19 protein-coding genes are annotated in these 16,778 nt (G+C 71.3%); 8 read left to right on the top strand and 11 right to left on the bottom strand.

Annotated elements, in window-relative coordinates; genetic code table 11:
• The first annotated feature begins 1 nt into the window (after position 1).
• A complete protein-coding gene (locus tag IEZ27_RS02640) occupies positions 2–1,090 on the top strand; it encodes a hypothetical protein (RefSeq protein WP_189645682.1) in 1,089 nt (362 codons plus the stop codon).
• 41 nt (positions 1,091–1,131) lie between these two features.
• Here IEZ27_RS02640 and IEZ27_RS02635 read toward each other — a convergent pair whose 3' ends face one another.
• A complete protein-coding gene (locus tag IEZ27_RS02635) occupies positions 1,132–1,845 on the bottom strand; it encodes a CTP synthase C-terminal region-related (seleno)protein (RefSeq protein WP_229823126.1) in 714 nt (237 codons plus the stop codon).
• Between the two features lie 71 nt (positions 1,846–1,916).
• Here IEZ27_RS02635 and IEZ27_RS02630 point away from each other — a divergent pair, with 71 nt between their 5' ends.
• Positions 1,917–2,780 carry a LysR family transcriptional regulator gene (locus IEZ27_RS02630; protein ID WP_189645680.1) on the top strand — a complete coding sequence of 288 codons (864 nt, stop codon included), beginning with the start codon at positions 1,917–1,919 and terminating at the stop codon, positions 2,778–2,780.
• An 87-nt stretch (positions 2,781–2,867) separates the two neighbouring features.
• Here the strand turns inward: IEZ27_RS02630 and IEZ27_RS02625 are convergent, their stop codons facing one another.
• The 6 genes from IEZ27_RS02625 to recD2 all read right to left on the bottom strand — a co-directional run bounded on the left by IEZ27_RS02625 (position 2,868) and on the right by recD2 (position 11,010).
• Complete coding sequence (locus IEZ27_RS02625) at positions 2,868–4,199, bottom strand: serine hydrolase domain-containing protein (protein ID WP_125637329.1); 1,332 nt, start codon at positions 4,197–4,199, stop codon at positions 2,868–2,870.
• A gap of 19 nt (positions 4,200–4,218) precedes the next feature.
• Positions 4,219–5,769, bottom strand: a complete 1,551-nt coding sequence (locus tag IEZ27_RS02620) for a hypothetical protein (RefSeq protein WP_189645679.1) — start codon at positions 5,767–5,769, stop codon at positions 4,219–4,221.
• A gap of 51 nt (positions 5,770–5,820) precedes the next feature.
• A complete protein-coding gene (locus IEZ27_RS02615) occupies positions 5,821–6,669 on the bottom strand; it encodes an alpha/beta hydrolase family esterase (protein ID WP_189645678.1) in 849 nt (282 codons plus the stop codon).
• 328 nt (positions 6,670–6,997) lie between these two features.
• Positions 6,998–7,306, bottom strand: a complete 309-nt coding sequence (locus IEZ27_RS02610) for a MiAMP1 family antimicrobial peptide (RefSeq protein ID WP_125637332.1) — start codon at positions 7,304–7,306, stop codon at positions 6,998–7,000.
• 191 nt (positions 7,307–7,497) lie between these two features.
• Entirely contained in the window at positions 7,498–8,691 is a 1,194-nt protein-coding gene (locus tag IEZ27_RS02605; RefSeq protein ID WP_189645677.1) for a L,D-transpeptidase, read from the bottom strand.
• A 147-nt stretch (positions 8,692–8,838) separates the two neighbouring features.
• Positions 8,839–11,010: an SF1B family DNA helicase RecD2 gene (recD2, locus tag IEZ27_RS02600; protein WP_229823121.1), complete on the bottom strand. Its 2,172-nt coding sequence runs from the start codon at positions 11,008–11,010 to the stop codon at positions 8,839–8,841.
• A gap of 376 nt (positions 11,011–11,386) precedes the next feature.
• On the opposite strand from recD2, the gene IEZ27_RS02595 reads away from it, so the two are divergent.
• Entirely contained in the window at positions 11,387–11,884 is a 498-nt protein-coding gene (locus tag IEZ27_RS02595) for a GNAT family N-acetyltransferase (protein ID WP_229823118.1), read from the top strand.
• A 7-nt stretch (positions 11,885–11,891) separates the two neighbouring features.
• Here IEZ27_RS02595 and IEZ27_RS02590 read toward each other — a convergent pair whose 3' ends face one another.
• Entirely contained in the window at positions 11,892–12,707 is an 816-nt protein-coding gene (locus tag IEZ27_RS02590) for a radical SAM protein (protein ID WP_379478543.1), read from the bottom strand.
• A 234-nt stretch (positions 12,708–12,941) separates the two neighbouring features.
• Between IEZ27_RS02590 and IEZ27_RS02585 the strand changes: the two genes are divergently transcribed.
• From IEZ27_RS02585 to IEZ27_RS02570, 4 genes are read left to right on the top strand one after another with little or no spacing between them, the layout of a single operon-like run.
• On the top strand, positions 12,942–13,265 hold the full coding sequence (locus IEZ27_RS02585; RefSeq protein ID WP_125637335.1) for a DMT family transporter: 324 nt from the start codon (positions 12,942–12,944) through the stop codon (positions 13,263–13,265).
• A complete protein-coding gene (locus tag IEZ27_RS02580; RefSeq protein WP_189645675.1) occupies positions 13,262–13,846 on the top strand; it encodes a TetR/AcrR family transcriptional regulator in 585 nt (194 codons plus the stop codon). Before IEZ27_RS02585 ends, IEZ27_RS02580 begins: the two co-directional genes overlap by 4 nt.
• A complete protein-coding gene (locus IEZ27_RS02575; RefSeq protein ID WP_125637337.1) occupies positions 13,843–14,397 on the top strand; it encodes a GNAT family N-acetyltransferase in 555 nt (184 codons plus the stop codon). The genes IEZ27_RS02580 and IEZ27_RS02575 overlap by 4 nt, the downstream gene beginning before the upstream one ends.
• Positions 14,394–14,690 carry a DUF952 domain-containing protein gene (locus IEZ27_RS02570; RefSeq protein ID WP_189645946.1) on the top strand — a complete coding sequence of 99 codons (297 nt, stop codon included), beginning with the start codon at positions 14,394–14,396 and terminating at the stop codon, positions 14,688–14,690. The genes IEZ27_RS02575 and IEZ27_RS02570 overlap by 4 nt, the downstream gene beginning before the upstream one ends.
• On the opposite strand, the gene IEZ27_RS02565 is transcribed toward IEZ27_RS02570, so the two are convergent.
• Positions 14,678–15,022, bottom strand: a complete 345-nt coding sequence (locus IEZ27_RS02565) for an STAS domain-containing protein (RefSeq protein WP_185844841.1) — start codon at positions 15,020–15,022, stop codon at positions 14,678–14,680. The genes IEZ27_RS02570 and IEZ27_RS02565 overlap by 13 nt on opposite strands.
• A gap of 300 nt (positions 15,023–15,322) precedes the next feature.
• Complete coding sequence (locus tag IEZ27_RS02560; protein ID WP_189645674.1) at positions 15,323–15,583, bottom strand: hypothetical protein; 261 nt, start codon at positions 15,581–15,583, stop codon at positions 15,323–15,325.
• A 488-nt stretch (positions 15,584–16,071) separates the two neighbouring features.
• Between IEZ27_RS02560 and IEZ27_RS02555 the strand changes: the two genes are divergently transcribed.
• Positions 16,072–16,218, top strand: a complete 147-nt coding sequence (locus tag IEZ27_RS02555) for a hypothetical protein (RefSeq protein ID WP_189645673.1) — start codon at positions 16,072–16,074, stop codon at positions 16,216–16,218.
• 30 nt (positions 16,219–16,248) lie between these two features.
• Here IEZ27_RS02555 and IEZ27_RS02550 read toward each other — a convergent pair whose 3' ends face one another.
• Positions 16,249–16,623, bottom strand: a complete 375-nt coding sequence (locus IEZ27_RS02550) for a nuclear transport factor 2 family protein (RefSeq protein ID WP_189645672.1) — start codon at positions 16,621–16,623, stop codon at positions 16,249–16,251.
• Between the last annotated feature and the right edge of the window lie 155 nt (positions 16,624–16,778).

Below are 16,778 nucleotides of genomic sequence, written 5' to 3'. Positions count from 1 at the left end.
CGTGGCAACCGAAGTCGCCTCCGGCGGCGACCGAAGTGGCCACGGTCCGGCCGCCGGGCAGCAGCGCCGCCGGACCGGCGGGGGAGAGCGTGGGGTCATGGTCTCCTTCCAGGCGCGCGGCCGATGGGCCGCGCTGTTGCTGGCCGGGCTCACCCCGGTCCTCGCCGAGCTCTCGCTGGGCAATCCGCCGCTGCGCCAGGCGTGGCTGCTGCTGTTGTGGACGCCGATCTACGGCGCGGGCACGGTCCTGATCCGCGACCTGGTACGCCGTGCCGGGCGCGGGTGGGGGTCGGTCCTGCTGCTGGGCCTGGCGTACGGGATCGTGGAGGAGGGGCTGGCGCTGCAGGCGCTGACCAGCCCGGCCCTGTACGGCGCCGCCGGGTGGGCGCCGCGCGTCCTGGGCCTCAACAGCGCCTACACCGAGCTGAACCTGCCCTACCACGCGGTCTTCAGCGTGGCGCTGCCGATCCTGCTGGCCGACCTGATCGTCCCTTCGCTGCGTCACCGCCCCTACCTGGGCCGGGCCGGGCTGGTGACGGCGGGCGCGGTGTTCGTGCTGGGCGCGCTGCTGCTGCGCTGGACGGCGTCGTTCGTCGACCCCGGCTACGTGCTGCCGGCAGCGGCGGCGGCGGTGTTCGTGGTGCTGGTGGCGGGGCTGGCGGTGCTCGCGCTGCGGGTCGTCCCCCGCCCGGCGGTGGCGGCGGGCGGGCCTGCGGGCGGGGCGGCGCGGGTGCCGTCGCCGCCGGTCGTGGCGGTCGCGGCGCTGGTGGCCGCGTTCGGGTATCTGGCGCTGCTGTTCCCCTTCGGCGGCGCCGAGCATCCGGCCTTCACGCGGGGCGGCTGGGTGGCGGCGCCGATGGCGGGGGCGGCGCTGCTGGCGGGGGCGGCCGGGACGCTGCTGCGCCGGTGGACGGCGCACGGCGGCTGGCGGGACCGCCACAGCCTGGCGCTGGCCGGTGGCGCGCTGGCGGGGCACACCGCCTTCGGGGTGGCGGCCAACGGGGACACGGCCGCCGACCGGCTGTCGCTGGCCGGGCTCGGGCTGGTGATGATCGTCGCGCTGGCGTTGCTGGCCCGCCGGACCAGGTGAGCGCCGGACCAGATGACCGCCGGACCAGGTGAGCGCCGGAATCAGCGGGCGGCGGCCCGCATCGCGGTGCGGGAGCGCGCGTGCTCGCCCGCGGCGGCGGCGAACGCGGCGATCAGCGGGTGCGGCCGCCGTCCGTCGCCGGCCAGTTCGGGCTGGAAGAGCGTGCCGACGAAGAACGGGTGTCCCGGCAGCTCGGCCACGCGGACCATGCCGTCCTCGGCGTACCCGGAGAAGACCAGTCCGTGGTCGGTGAGCGTCCGGCGGTAGGCGTCGTTGAGGCCGTAGGAGCAGCTGTAGGCCTCCACGGTCGTGTCGCTGCCCATGATCTGCTCGATGCGCGAGCCGGGTGTCAGGCGGACGGCGCCCTCGTGCCCGGCCAGTGAGCACGCCAGCGGCTGCACCAGGAACGCCGCCTGGGCGCGCGGGTCGTTCTCGGCGTGGGCGACGTCCAGGCCGCACACGTGGCGGCCGTACTCCAGCAGCATGTGCTGGAAGCCGCCGCAGGTGCCCAGGAACGGGATGCGCCGCTCGCGGGCGGTGCGGGCGGCGCCGACCGCGCCGGCCTCGCTGGCGTACGGGCTGCCGGGCATGATCCAGATGCCGTCGAAGCCGTCGAGGTCGCCGGCCTCGGTGGTGGGGATCCAGTAGGGGTCGAGGGCGATGCCGTCGCGTTCGCGCAGGGCCTCGATGAGCATGGGGACCCGCGCGTGCGAGCGGACACTGGGCGAACGGTCCGCGACCAGGGCGATCTTCATGTCTCCCATCCTGGCCCCGCACACCGCTTAAGCGCCAACGATGATGTCTGCACCTGCTATAAGCATTACTGATGGACCCGAATTTGTTGCGTACCTTCGTCACCGTGGCCCGCCTGGGCTCCTTCTCGGCCGCCGCCCACGAGCTGGGCTACACCCAGTCGGCGATCTCGCAGCAGGTCGCCGCCCTGGAGGCCGATCTGGGGCTGCCGCTGCTGTCCCGCCGCCCGGTCGGGCCGACCCCGGCCGGTGAACGGCTGCTGGAGCATGCCGGACCGCTGCTGCTGCGGCTGCGGGCGGCCCGTTCGGACGTGTTGCGGGCCGCGGCCGTTCCCGCCCACCGGTTGCGTCTGGCCGCCACGCCGCTGGCGGTCAACGGCGTGCTCGCGGCGCGCCTGGCCGCCGCGCGGGCCGCCCAGCCCCGGCTGCGGGTGTCCTTGCGTACGTGCGGGCGCGAACGGCTGGCCGAGCTGCTGGCCGGGGGTGAGGCGGATCTGGGGCTGGCCGACGGCATCGCCGCGCCCAGCGATCCGCTGCGCCTGCCGGAGTCGGGGCCGATGACGACGATCGGCGTGAGCGAGGAGGAGCTGCTGGTGGCGCTGCCGCCGGACCATCCGCTGGCGGGCAGGGCGGCGTTGCGGCTGGCCGACCTCATCGACGCCCGCTGGCTGGACACGCCGCTGTGCCCGTTGCGGCGGCTGCGGGACCTGGCCGGCGACGGTTTCCCGGCCGCGCTGGTTTATGAGGGCGACGACGTGCACACGGTGCTCAACCTGGTCGCGGCCGGGCACGGGCTGACGTTGTTGCCGGCCTCGGCCGGGCGGGGTGTGCCGCTGGCCGCGCCGCGGCTGGTGCACCGGGTGGAGCTGCTGCACGGCGCGCTGCCGCCCGGCCCGGCCGCCGACCTGGCCCGCGCCCTGTCCGGCCCGCCGGGTTGAGGCCCGTTCCTTTGAGGCCCGTTCCTTTGAGGCCCGTTCCTTTGAGGCCCGTCCCGCCACGAGGGGGCGGGACGGGCCGAGCGTGGGTCAGGCGTGCCAGCCGGTCACGCCGCCGGGCACCGGCGCGTCGGGGTCGTAGGGCTCGCGGGTGAAGACGAAGGTGTTGAGGTCGAGGTGGTCGGCCGCCACGCGCAGCCTCTCACCGGCGTAGTAGCCGTCCAGCCCGAGCCAGGTGCCGTCGTCCTGGGGCACGAACCGGGAGGCGCGGCCGCTGCCGTCCACGGGCGCCAGCGACAGGCCGCGTCCGGGCAGCAGCCGCAGCGCGTACGGCTTGGGCCCCCAGTGCCACAACCCGGTCAGGGCCAGCAGGGCGGGGTCGGCGGCGGCGGGCTGCCATTCCTCGGGCAGGCGCGGCTCGTGCTCGTCGAGGATGTCGAGCAGGTCGGTGGTCAGGGTGCCGGTCATGCCGCTGGTGGTGTTGGCCATGAACAGCACGCCGACGCGTTCGGCCGGGTCGGCCCACACGGTGGCCAGGAACCCGGGCATGGAGCCGGTGTGGCCGGCCAGGCGGCGGCCGCCGACGCGGGCCAGTTGCAGGCCGAGCCCGTAGCCGGCGGTCCAGGAGTCGCCGTCGGCCACGCCCGCCGGTTCGCGCATCTCGGCCAGCGTGTCGGCCGACAACACGCCGCCGGTGTCGCCGCCGACGAAGGCGGCCCAGCGGGCCAGGTCGTGCGGGGTGGACCACAGCTGCCCGGCCGGCGCCATGGCCACGGCGTCGTGCTCGGGCTCGGCCAGCACGACGTCGGCCCACGGGTGGACGGCGTAGCCGGTGGCGTGGGGGGCGCGGGGGCGGGCGGTGGTGGCGTTCATCTCCAGCGGCGCCAGCACCTCCTGCCGTACGGCCTGCGCCCAGCCGGTGCCGCGCAGGCGGGCCACCAGCTCGCCCAGCAACGCGAACCCGACGTTGGAGTAGTGGTAGAGGCGGCCGGGACGGTGTCTGACCTGGTCGGGCCCGACCCGCTTGAGCAGGTCGGGCATCTCCAGGCCGGGGGTGCGCTCCCACCAGTCGGTCGGGGGTTCGGCCGTCAGGCCGGAGGTGTGGGACAGCAGCTGGGCGATGGTCGCCTGCCCGGCGGAGGTGCCGGGCAGGTGGCGCTCCAGCGGGTCGGTCAGCGCGAGCCTGCCCTCGTCGCGCAGCCGCATGACGGCCACGGCCACGATCGACTTGGTGATCGATCCCAGCCGGTATTGGGTGGCCTGGGTCGGCGGGCCGTCGCCGACGCGGCCCCTGCCGCCGAACCATACCGTCCGCCCGTCGCGGACGATCGCCGCCGTCACCGACGGCACCCTGCACTCGGCCTGCTCGACGGCCAGCCTGCGCAGCAGCGCGCGGGCCGTCACCTGTCCCACCTGACTCATGGCCGAAAGACTAGCGGCGTCAGATGAGCACCAGGTGCGGACCTATCAGCTCGCCCTGGTGCGGCTGGGGGTGGGCCTGGTCGTGATGGTAGTGGCCGGCGTACCAGACGACGACGTCGGCGCCGTTGATGCTCTGGCCGTCCAGGAAGCGGCTGATGGCGGCACGGTCGCGGGGGCCGGGGTTGCCGTCGTCGAGCTCGCGCGGGTGGTGGCGCAGGAACCACAGGTCCGACACCCCGTAGGCGTCGGCGGTGCCGTCGGCCGCGCCGGGGTGGATCTGGTAGCCGCGGCCGGAGGACTTGTCGCGTACCTGCCAGTACCTGGCGGGGTGGCGGCGCCGGCGGGTGGTCTCGCGGATGATGGGCACCGGCTCGGGCACGATCGAGCCGGTCTCGTCGATCTGCTCGACGACGTCGCCGCCCGATCCGTCGATGCCGAAGTCGAGCCGCCAGTAGACGTGGTGGCGGTGGACCATGCACGTCATCGGGTTGGCGGTGGCGGCGAACCCGAAGCGCGGCATGATGTCGCCGTTGTCGGCCAGCCGCCAGTCGCTGGCGTAGCGGTACCAGCCGGCCTGCAGCTCGCTGACGATGCGCAGCTGCTCGCCGTCGTGGTGGATGGCCACCCCCTGGAAGTTTCCGGCGTCGCTGCCGGGACGTTCCAGGATCGTACGGGGCGGGCTGGTGCACAGCCGCCAGCCCCAGCCGACGGGGTCGGTGCCGGTGGCGCTGAAACGGGTCTCGGAGCTGGCCCAGTCGCGGAAGGTGGTGCCTTCCTCGTACTCGACGTTCAGGACGGGCACGTGGGCCTGGCGCAGCACCAGCCGCCCGCGGTAGCGCACCTGGCGCAGTTCGACGCCGCCGCCGTTGCCGGGGTTCTGCGGGGCCGAGGCGCGGGGGCGCACGACCAGCAGGTTCCACAACTCGCTCTCCCCGTCCACGACGCGGACGCGTACCTGGTCGGGGCCGCCGTGGTCGGCCAGGGCGTCGACGCCCTCGGGCACGGTGTGCTCGCAGTCGTGGTGCATGCGCACGTTGATCCCGGCCGGCGTCCAGTCCACGACGCCGGCCGCCACGTCGACGGCGACGATGCGGTGGCGCAGCCCGGTCGCCTCACCCGGGGTGTAGATGCCCAGGGTGGGGCGGCGCACGGTGGTGCCGTCGGGGTTCTCCAGGTCGGCCAGCGGCGGCATCGGCCGGTAGATCACCACGTCCTGCCCGGTGGGGCAGCGCGGGTCGGCGCGCAGCACGGCCGCGGCGGCCTGAACCTCCTCCCGTCCGGGCCGGGGACGGAAGGAGGAGGGGCGCACCTCGGCGCGTTCGGGCCGGTCCAGGGTGCCGCGCAGTTCGACGGCGCGGTTGCCGGCCGGGTCGAACACGGTGGCCTGGAAGGGGGCGTCGCCGGCGGGGTCGTGGCCCAGGCCGGGGGCGAATCCGATGCTCAGCAGGCCGGGGTCGGCCACTTCCAGGGCCGTCAGCACCTCGGGGTGCCCGGCCACGGCCTGGCGCAGCCGTTCGGCGGTCAGCCCGGTCTGGGGGACCGCTTCGATCAAGACGCGTACGTCGGGCATCGCTGTACTCCCCGTTGTCGGCGCCCTCCCGGCGCCGGTGCGGGGGACCGGTCAGCGGGTGGGGGCGCGGTCGAAGGTGTCGAGGATGAGCTCGGTGGCGTCCAGGTCGCGGGCGGTCTCGCCGAGCCCGGGCACCTCGATGGGGCCGGGCCAGGTGTGGCCGCCGCCGTCGACCGTGTACAGGCGCAGTGTGGTCCGCCCCGGGCAGGTTTTCCAGAGGCGCAGGCGCACACGCGGGAGGGGGCGGCTGGTGGCGGGGGCCGCGCAGCGCAGGGCGGCCGCCCAGGCGTCCATGGTCTGCCCGACGGGCGGCAGCACGACGAGTTCGGCCAGTTTCTGCAGGTCGCCGCCGGGCCGGGGGTGGCCGCCGCGGTAGGGGACCAGGTGGTCGGCGGTGCCGTGGAAGGCGATGATCGTGGTGGGGGCGGGGTGCGGGCAGGGCTGGGCGATGGGGATGCCGGCGACGGCGGCCACGCCGCTCAGGCGGCCGTCCAGGGCGCAGACCAGGGAGGCGGCCAGGCCGGCGCCGTAGGACAGGCCGGCGGCGAACTCCCGGCCGGTCTGTACGCATTGGCGGCGTTCGAGCTGGTCGAGCAGGGCGGCGAGGTAGCCGGTGTCGTCGGGGCCGGCGGTGTGGGGGAGTGTCCAGGCCAGCCGGCCGGGGGCGGCCTGCGGGGTGAGGACGAGGTAGCCGCGGCGGGGGCCGGCCTGGGACAGGCGGCTGTAGGCGGCCTGCTCGGCGGCGTCGGAGCCGAGGCCGTGGAGGTTGAGCAGCACGGGGTGGGGGCCGGGGCCGGCGGGGACGGCCAGCAGGTAGTGGCGGGTCAGGCCGTCGTAGGTCAGCTGGTGCGCGCCGGAGGCGAGCCGGCCGCCCCGCGCCGCGCACCCGCTGCTGGCCACCCCCCGCGCCCGGCCCCGCACCGTCCCTCGCGCCGACGCCCCCGCTGACGCCTGTGCCGATGCCTGCGCTGATCGCGGGGCTGCTTGTGGGGCTGTTCGCGTGGCCGGGCCGGGGGTGGCCGCCGGGGTGCAGGAGGTTGCCGGGATCAGCAGGGCGAGCAGCAGTGCCGTGGCCGCCGTGGCCCGGTTCCCGCTCATCTCGCCCCCCGCGTGTGCCGATGGTCGTGATGGCAGTCTGCCCCGCCCGGCCCCCGGGTGCGCACGCGCGACGGGGCCGGCCGCCCCCAGGTGTTCACCCTGGGGGCGGCCGGCCCCGTGCGGTGTCAGGTCAGCAGACGATGAAGATGCTCTTCCAGCCCACCGGGGTGCGCTGTTCGGCGTTGCGGTTGGAGGCCAGCTCGAAGTGCGTCACGCCGGTGGCGTTGGGCTGGTTGTACATGCGGCCGCTCTGGCCGTCGCCGTACCACTTGTAGGAGCCGTGGTAGGGGATGTTGGACACGCCGCAGGCGTCCAGGACGACCGAGCGGCCCGTGAAGCCGGGGCCCTCGTAGGCGACGTACTGGGAGGCGTAGGCGGCGCCCGCGGAGGCGAGGACGATTCCGGCGGCGATCGCGGGGACGAGAAGGACCTTCTTCATGGTGTTCTCCTTCGGGGTTTCCTGACAAGAAATGCCCACGAGGAGTAATCGTATGGCAACAGATTGTGCCCGTCGAGGCGTTTTCGCTGATGGCGGGCGGCACGGCGGCCCGCCCGCCCCACACGCGAAAGCCGCACACCACCGCAAGACGGGCGGCGGCGTGCGGCTGTCGGAAACCGGGGGAGCGGGGGTCAGGCCTTGGCGTTCAGGGCGCTGCCCTTCTTCCACTGGGAGTAGGGCATCTGCCAAAAGCCCCAGCCGTTGTTCCACTCCAGCTCGCGGTCGGTGCCGGTGATGTCGACGACGTCGCCGCGCTGGAAGTTGTCGTAGAACCACTTGGCCTGGTCGGGGCGGGAGTTGATGCAGCCGTGGCTGACGTTGCGCACGCCCTGGGCCCACACGTTGTCCTTGGCGTGGACGTACTCACCGGAGTTGGAGATGCGCACGGCGTGGTCGATCATCACGTCGTAGTAGCCGGGGTCGCCCTTCTTGCGGCCGGGGGAGATCATCCGCACCGGGCTGCCACGCTCCATCGTCAGGTGGACGCCGGAGGTCGTGGTGTACTCACGGGTGGTGGCCATGCCGGCGCTGATGCGCATCGTCTGCACGCGCTTGCCGTCGCGGTAGACGTACATCATGTGGGTCTTGGTGTTGACCTTGCTGATGACCTTGGCGCCGATCTTCAGGTCGGCGGTGTAGTCCTTCACGCCGTACAGGCCCTTGCCGGCCTTGACGCCGGTGATGCGGGCGTTGAGGGTGACCTTCTGGTGGGCGGGCCAGTACTTGGCGGTGCGGTAGATCACGGTGGTGTCGTTGATCCACCGCCAGGCGCCGGTGACGGGCTTTTCGGCCTCGACCTCCAGGGCGCGCTCGACGGCCGCCTTGCCGGTGACCGGCTGGTTGAAGGTGACGATGATCGGCGCGCCGACGCCGAGCGTCTCGCCCTTGGCGTTGGGGGTGACGTCGGCGACCTGCAGCTCACGTTCGGGCTTGAGCGTGGTGAAGGCGCTGGTGGCGGCGGTGACGCCGGCCTTGGCCGCGACGCTGTAGTTGGTGGAGGGCTTCAACGGCGTCCGGGAGACCCACTTGGTCCTGTCGGCGTTGAACTTGCCCTCGACCTGCTGGCCGGCGCCGTCGACGGTCACCTCCTCCAGCGCGCCCCCGGCCGAGGTGACCACGACCTTCTTGTCGGGGCTGACCTTCGCGCTGCCCTCGGCGGGGCTGATGGTGATGGTGGGCGCCTGGGGGGTCGCCACGGTGGTGCCCTCGGGCGCCTCCGGCCCGCGCGAGGCGGCGTTCCCGCTCGAGCAGGAGGCCGTCAGGGCCGCCACCGCCAGCACCGCGAGGCCGGCGGCGGATTTCGTCCAAGCGGGCGCAACGTTCAAGACTTTCCTCTCCCCCAGGGCGGCAAACCCACCCCAAAGACTTTAATGCTCCTGCATGTATGACGCAGAATCATTTAGGAGAGTTCGGTCACATTTGCATCACTAATTGCTGTCAACGCCCAGGTCAACGTGCGGTCAGGAGCGTGATCAGCGCCGCTCCAGGCGGTGGGTCAGGCTCGTGTGCCGCCGCCCGGCACCCCTGGTCCGTACGGCCTGGGCCAGCGCCCGCCGCGACCCGACGATCACCACCAGCTTCTTGGCCCGCGTGATCGCGGTGTAGAGCAGGTTGCGCTGCAACATCATCCACGCGCTGGTGGCCAGCGGGATCACCACCGCCGGGTACTCGCTGCCCTGACTGCGATGGATGGACACCGCATAGGCGTGCGCCAGCTCGTCCAGCTCGTCGAAGGCGTAGTCGACCTCCTCGTCCTCGTCCGTACGCACGGTCAGGCTGTGGTCGTCGGGACGGATGCCGGTCACGATGCCGACCGTCCCGTTGAACACCCCGGCCGCACCCTTGTCATAGTTGTTGCGCAACTGGGTGACCTTGTCGCCCACACGGAAGACCCGCCCGCCGTAACGACGCTCCGGCATCCCCTCACGGGCGGGGGTCAGCGCCTCCTGCAACGCGATGTTGAGCGCCCCCGCACCCGCCGCGCCCCGATGCATCGGCGCCAGCACCTGCACCTCACGCCGCGCGTCGAGCCCGAACCTGGACGGGATGCGCCGGGCGACCACGTCCACCGTCATCGCCGCGATCTCTTCCGGCTCCTCGCACGGGAACAGGAAGAAGTCCCGCATCCCCGCCAGGATCGGATGATGCCCGGTGTTCACCCGGTGGGCGTTGGTGACCACGCCCGACTCCTGCGCCTGACGGAAGATCTGCGTCAACCGCACCCGGGGCACGTCGGCGGCGGCCAGCAGATCCTTCAGCACCTCACCCGCCCCCACCGACGGAAGCTGGTCCACATCACCCACCAGCAGCAGATGCGTACCCGGCGCCACGGCCTTGAGCAGCTTGTTGGCCAGCAGCAGATCCAGCATCGACGCCTCGTCCACCACGACCAGATCGGCGTCCAGCGGATTGTCACGGTCGAACGTGGCCTCCCCACCCGGCCGCAACTGCAGCAACCGGTGGACGGTCGTCGCCTCGTGCCCGGTCAGCTCCGACAACCTCTTGGCCGCCCGGCCCGTGGGCGCGGCCAGGATCACCTTGGCCCGCCTGGCCCGCGCCAGCGTCACGATCGAACGGACGGTGAAACTCTTGCCGCACCCCGGCCCGCCGGTCAGCACCGCGACCTTGCACGTCAGCGCCAGCCGAACGGCCTGGCGCTGCTCGGGCGCCAGCTCGGCGCCGGTCTGGGCGGCCAGCCACCGCTCGGCCCGCTCCCAGTCGACGTCGGCGAACGCCTTGAGCCGGTCATGGCCACTGTGCAACAACGACAACAACCCGCCCGCCAGCGACAACTCCGCCCGGTGGAAGGGCGGCAGATAGACCGCGGGCACGGTGTTGTCCCCGGCCGGCACCTGCTCGCCCACCACCCCCTCCTCCTCACCCGCCAGCTCCTGCAGGCAGCGCGTGGCCAGCTCGGCCGGCACCTCCAGGATCTTGACCGCGTCGGCCACCAGATTGGGCGCCGGAAGGTAGCAGTGGCCGTCGTCGGCGGCCTGCGACAACGTGTAACGCAGCCCGGCCTTGACCCGCTCCGGGCTGTCATGGGGGATGCCGACGGCCTGGGCGATGGTGTCGGCCGTCTTGAACCCGATGCCCCACACCTCATCGGCCAGCCGGTACGGCTGCCCCCGCACCACCGAGATCGACGTGTCCCCGTACTGCTTGAAGATCCGCACCGCGATCGAGGTGGACACCCCCACCCCCTGCAGAAAGATCATCACCTCCTTGATGACCTTCTGCTCCTCCCACGCCGCCGCGATCATCTTCGTCCGCTTGGGCCCCAGCCCCGGCACCTCCACCAGCCGGCCGGGCTCCTGCTCGATGACCTCCAGCGTGCCGGTGCCGAAATGATCGACGATCCGCTCGGCCATCTTGGGCCCGATCCCCTTGATCAGCCCCGACCCCAGGTAACGGCGGATGCCCTGAACGGTCGCCGGCAACACCGTGGTGTAGGACCACACCTCGAACTGACGCCCGTAGCGCGGATGGGACGTCCAGCGCCCACGCAGCCGCAACGACTCACCCACCTGCGCGCCCAGCAACGGCCCCACCACCGTCAGCAGCTCCGCCCCCGACCGCTCGACGGCCACCCGGGCGATCGTGTACCCGGTCTCCTCATTGGCGTAGGTGATCCGTTCCAACACCGCCGAAAGCTCGGCCGCGGGGGCGCCAGCCTCGCCTTGGCTCACCGTTCATCGCCTCCTGTCGCCGCATTCCGGGGCCAGCGTAGAGGAACGCCGCACACCCACGCGCCCCGGCGCGAGCCCCTCCCGCAGCCCGGGAACCCGGGGGAGAGGCCTCACCCGTTCCGCCGCCAAAACAACAGGTATACGGTGAAATCGCCGACCCTCGTCCAGGAGGCACACGATGACACGCCGGCAACGCCTCACCCTGACCCTCACCATCACGCTCTTCGCCCTCGCCACAACGGCAACGGCCGCCATCGCCGGCATCCAAGGCAGCGGCTGACACCCCACCCGTCATCACCGAAACACCCCACCACCCCTTACAGTGTCACCGGTGAAGATCCGCCACGGCCGCCCCGGCGACGACGCCACCGTCCTGACCATGTTCGACAGCGCCATCCAATGGCTCATCACCCAAAACCGCACCGGCCAATGGGGCACCCGCCCCTTCACCGGCGACCCCAAACGCACCCAGCAAGCCGCCGACTGGCTCGCCGGCGGCGGCATGCGCATCGCCGAGATCGACGACCAACCCGCCGGCTGCATCGTCGTCGGCGACGCCATGCCCTACGTCACCCCCGCCACCGAACCCGAGCTCTACGTCCAGGTCCTCGTCATCGACCAGAACCACGCCGGCCACGCCATCGGCCGCCGCCTGCTCGACTGGGCCGTCGACGAAGCCCGCACCCGCGACCTCGGCCTCGTACGCGTCGACTGCTACGCCGGCGACGACGGCCGCCTCGTCAACTACTACGAAAGCTGCGGATTCACCCGCGACCAGCCCTTCACCGTGGGGGAGTGGCCCGGCATGATCCTCCACCGCCGCCCCTGAACCACCCTCACACCAGCGCCAACTGCGCCGCCCGCGGCCCCCGCCCCTCAGGCTCCGGCGCACCGCACCGCATCCCGTACACCCGGCACAACTGCTCGATCTGCCCCGTGATGCGCTGCTCATAACCAGAGGAGGGGAACCCCGCCCGATCGTAGAGCTCCTCATAACGCTCCACCAGATGCGGATGCGCACCCCCCAGCCACCGCAAATACCACTCCCGCGTCCCCGGCGGCAACCGCAACACCACCGGCTCCACCGCCACCGCCCCAGCACCCGCGATCCGCCGCACCGTCGCCGTCAACTGATCGGTCGCATCACTCAGCAACGGCAACACCGGGGACATCAACACCCGGCACTCCACCCCGGCCTCCACCAACGCCGACACCAGCTCCAACCGCGCCTGCGCCCCCACCGCCCCAGGCTCCACCGCACGCCTGATCCGCTCGTCCACGAACGCGATCGACACCGCCACCCGCGCCCCCGCGGCAGCCAGCACCCCCGCATCACGCAACACCAACGCACTCTTCGTGTACACCGTGAACGGCACCCCCGCCGCCCCCAGCGCGGCCACCACCCCCGGCATCAACCGATACCGCTCCTCAGCAGGCTGATAACAATCACCACTGACCCCCACCGCCAGCGGCTCACCCGCCCACCGGCCCAACTCCACCCGCAACCGCTCCACCACATTCGGCTTCACCACGATCCGCGAGTCGAAATCACCCCCCGCGTCCAACCCCAACCGGCGATGACCACCCCGCGCCCCACACCCCAGACACGCATGAGCACACCCCCGAAACGGCGAGACCGCCCACCGCTCCACGATCCCCGCACTCGAGGGCACCCGCTCGATCACCGTACGGGCCTGCGTCTCGAAGAACCCGTCACGCTCCACCGCCCGCGGCACGACCGGCGACCGGTCATCAACCGCCTCGACAAGCGCAAGCGCATCCCAACCCACCCCACCAGTGGAACACGCATTCGACTGCCTTTTCAAGCGGAACCCCACCACTAAACTGGCACACCCGTACCACTTCCACGCCCCCGAGGAACACCCATGGCCTGGATCCTGCTCGCCTTCGCCATCGCCTCCGAAGTCCTGGCCACCACCGCACTCAAACTCAGCAACGGCCTCACCCACATCGGCTGGACCATCGCCGTCGCCACCGGCTACATCACCTCCTTCGTCCTGCTCGCCCGCGCCCTCAAACTCCAACTCGAGATGGGCACCGCCTACGCCATCTGGTCCGGCGCCGGCACCGCCGCCATCGCCCTCATCGGCGCCACCCTCATGGGCGAAACCCTCACCCCACTCAAAATCACCGGCATCCTCCTCATCATCGGCGGCGTCATCGTCCTCAACCTCGCAGGTGGCCATTGACCCCCGACCCCACCCAAGAACCCGCCCAAGAACGCGGCCGCCGACGCCGCGCCACCCTCCTCGACGCCGCCGTCACCCTCCTCACCGAAAACGGCTTCACCGCCCTCACCCACCGCGCCGTCGCCCAACACGCCCACCTGCCCCTGGCCGCAACCACCTACTACTTCACCTCACGCGACCACCTCCAAGCCGAAGCCTTCGCCCAACTCATCCACAACGAACTCGACACCACCCGCACCTGGCTCACCCCCCACGGCATCACCGCACTACCCGACCACCTCGCCACCACCGACCGCGCCCGCCAACTCAGCCTCTGGGAGCTCTACACCCACGCCGGACGCCACCCCACCCTCCAGCACATCGCCCGCCGCTGGACCGACGGCTGCCGCCACCTCATCGCCACCGCCCACCACCTCACCCCCGACGACCCCCGCACCCACCTCCTGCACACCACCATGACCACCCTCTGGCTCCAGCACACCGTCGAACAACGCCCCCTCGACGACCTCCGCACCCTCCTGCACACCGCCCTGAAAAACACGTTGAACACCCCCCACCCCCTCCCTACACTGCCCCCGTGATCACACCCACCTACCCCCTCACCACCCCCCGCCTCCACCTACGCCCCTTCACCCCCGACGACCTCGACGCCCTGCACGCCTACGAATCCCGCCCCGACGTCGCCCGCTACCTCTACTGGCAACCCCGCGACCGCGACACCACCCGCACCTTCCTCGACAAAAAAATCACCCGCCACACCATCCACGACGAAGGCGACGCCATCGACCTCGCCATCACCCTGCGCACCACCGGCGAACTCATCGGCAACACCCTGCTCATCTGGACCAGCAAACAACACCGCCAAGGCGAGATCGGCTACGTCCTGCACCCCGACCACCACGGACACGGCTACGCCCCCGAAGCCGCCCGCCAAATGCTCCACATCGGCTTCACCCACCTCCACCTCCACCGCATCACCGGCCGCCTCGACGCCCGCAACAAAGCCTCCGCCCGCGTCCTGGAAAAACTCGGCATGCGCCACGAAGCCACCCTCGTCGACAACGAGATCGTCAAGGACGAATGGAGCAGCGAAACCATCTACGCCATCCTCGAAAACGAATGGACCCCATGACCGTCCACCACCTGGCCCTGCAGACCGACTGGCAACACGCCCAACCCGCGGGGGAGTACCGCATCTCCACCCTCGGCCACACCCTCGACGACATCGGCTACATCCACCTCAGCCGCGACCACACCCAGCTCCGCACCGTCCACGACACCTACTACGCCACCGTCACCGAACCCCTGCTCGTCCTCGACATCGACCCCACCGGCCTCGACATCCGCATCGAGAACGACTACCCCCACCTCTACGGCCCCCTGCCCACCAGCGCCGTCACCGCCACCCACCCCTACACCCCCTGACCACCGGCCCACCCCATCGCCCGGAACAACCGCACCACATGCGGCGGCGTCCCCACCAACCGCGTACGACCCGCCCGGCACAACACCACCAGCATCCGCGCCCCCTCCACCCCCAGAAACTCCAGCTCACTCACGTCCAGCACCAGCCACTCGTCGATGCGCCGGGCCCGGCCCAGCGTCTCGGCCAGCGCCTGCTGATTCGTCGCGTCCACCTCGCCGACCAGCCGGATGATCGACGGCCCCGGCATCGGGCAACACGTGATGCGCAACTGGTGATCGACGTACAGCAGGTGGGGGAGGGACGCACACCCGCGGGGATCCGGGCTGTTCACGACAAAGCCGCCATTCCCGGGCTCACACACGCCCGGTCTCGGAAGAGGGGAGTGGACCGTGACCGTGCGGCAGATGACGCGCACCGGACCCGCCGACCCTCCGCGCACCAGCGGTTCCGCCGCGACGAGGGCGTTCACGCCCCCTGTTCACACACCCGCACATCCGACAGCATAGAGCAGCGGCTCGAACGCCGTGCGTAATCACGGCGAACGCCCGGACCCGCCAACGCGGACTTATGCGAACAAATTACCCATACCCAACAGAATCCACGTTCTGTACGGTTTGACTAGTTCGTCCACCTATAGGCGATTCACGAAGCGGGCGGCGGCGCGCTGGCTCATACCGGTCTCGCCGCGTACCAGGAAGACGGCTTCCTGGATCTGGCCGAGCGCCTTCAGCTCACGAGCCTGGTCCACCAGGTCGACGCTGGGATTGGGGCGGTTGCGCGGGCTTTTGGTGAGACGGACGGCCACGATGATCAGCCAGATGACGCCGGCGACGACGACGGCGCTGAGCGCGACGAGGCCGGCCGTCGAGGCGACGAGGGGCGGGCTGGACATGGGTGTGCATCTGCCCGGCGCGTGACTGTTCATGCGGGAGCTTTTGACCGTGTCGTGGCGTGTGGCTGGTTGCTCGATAATGAACATTATGTCAAGTAACCCGGATCGCGGGCCTCCCCTCCGCCTTCCTCGGCCGGTCTCGGGGCGGGGGCGGCGAGGCGTTGCTTGTGGGGCTGCCGGGAAAATTCTCGCGGGGTCCGTGCCGCCGCCGGGGTTGGGGCGGTCGGATTGGCGGTGTGGTGGTGAGCTGGGGTTTCGGTGGTTCCCGGGGTTGCGTGGGGGCTCTCCCCTGTGGGTTGACGGGGGGTTTGACGTTCTGTGGATTCGCTGTCCCTGTCGGGTGGGGCCGATTTAGGGTAGAGGTCCTGCCATTCGCGTTGCGAGAGGAGCAGCACGTGGGGATTCAGTCGGTTTTATGTCCGGTGTGTCAGGGGGTTCTGCCTGCTTCGGGGAAGGAGGCGTACACCTCGTTGCGGGGGCGGTTGATCGTGACGAACGGGTATTGCGCGGGTGGGTGCGCCGAGCGGCGTGCCGAGGCCGAGCAGGCGCAGCAGCAGACGCAGCAGGTTGCGCGTCCGGTGGCGCCGCAGGCCGCTCCGGTGGCGCCGATGCCGGTGTCGATGGTGCGCCGCTGAGGTTTGGTTGGTTGTCGGGGGGTTTTCCGGTCATTGGTGGCCGTCTGTGGTGTGCCAGTAGTCGCGGGTCTGTACGGCTAGGCCGTCGGGGTTGAAGCGGGCGAAGACGCAGCCTGCGAGGGTGATGGGCCGGCCGTTGTCGAGGGCGTGGACGCGGAATTCGATGGCGGCCTGGTCGCCGTCGACGATGGGGGTGGCGAAGGTGACGTGGGGGTCGCTTTCGCCGGCGAAGGACCATCGGATGTAGTCGGCGATGGCGTGTTTTCCGTGGTGTGGGGGGCGGAAGGGCATGCTGGTGTGGGTGGCGTCGTCGCTGTAGAGGGCGATGATGGCGGTGGGGTCGTGGTGGGTCCAGCCGTGTTGCCAGGTGTCGGCGAAGTGCTGGGCGGCTGTTCTGGTGTCCATGGTGACCATTGTGGGTGGGTTGTCGTTGTCGCCGTCTTGCGTGGTCTTCCCGTTCTTGTTGGGGTTTCGGTTGGGGCTCCTGGTGGGTGTGGGGGTGTCTCCCCTGCCGGGATTTTTCTGGGCAAACCGGGTCAATTTGGGCTGCTCATCGTAGG

This window comes from Nonomuraea spiralis (genome assembly GCF_014648435.1).
GTDB classification, from domain to species: domain Bacteria; phylum Actinomycetota; class Actinomycetes; order Streptosporangiales; family Streptosporangiaceae; genus Nonomuraea; species Nonomuraea spiralis.
The sequence above is the reverse complement of the archived record's forward strand: the minus strand, read 5'-3'. Positions and strand labels throughout refer to the sequence as shown.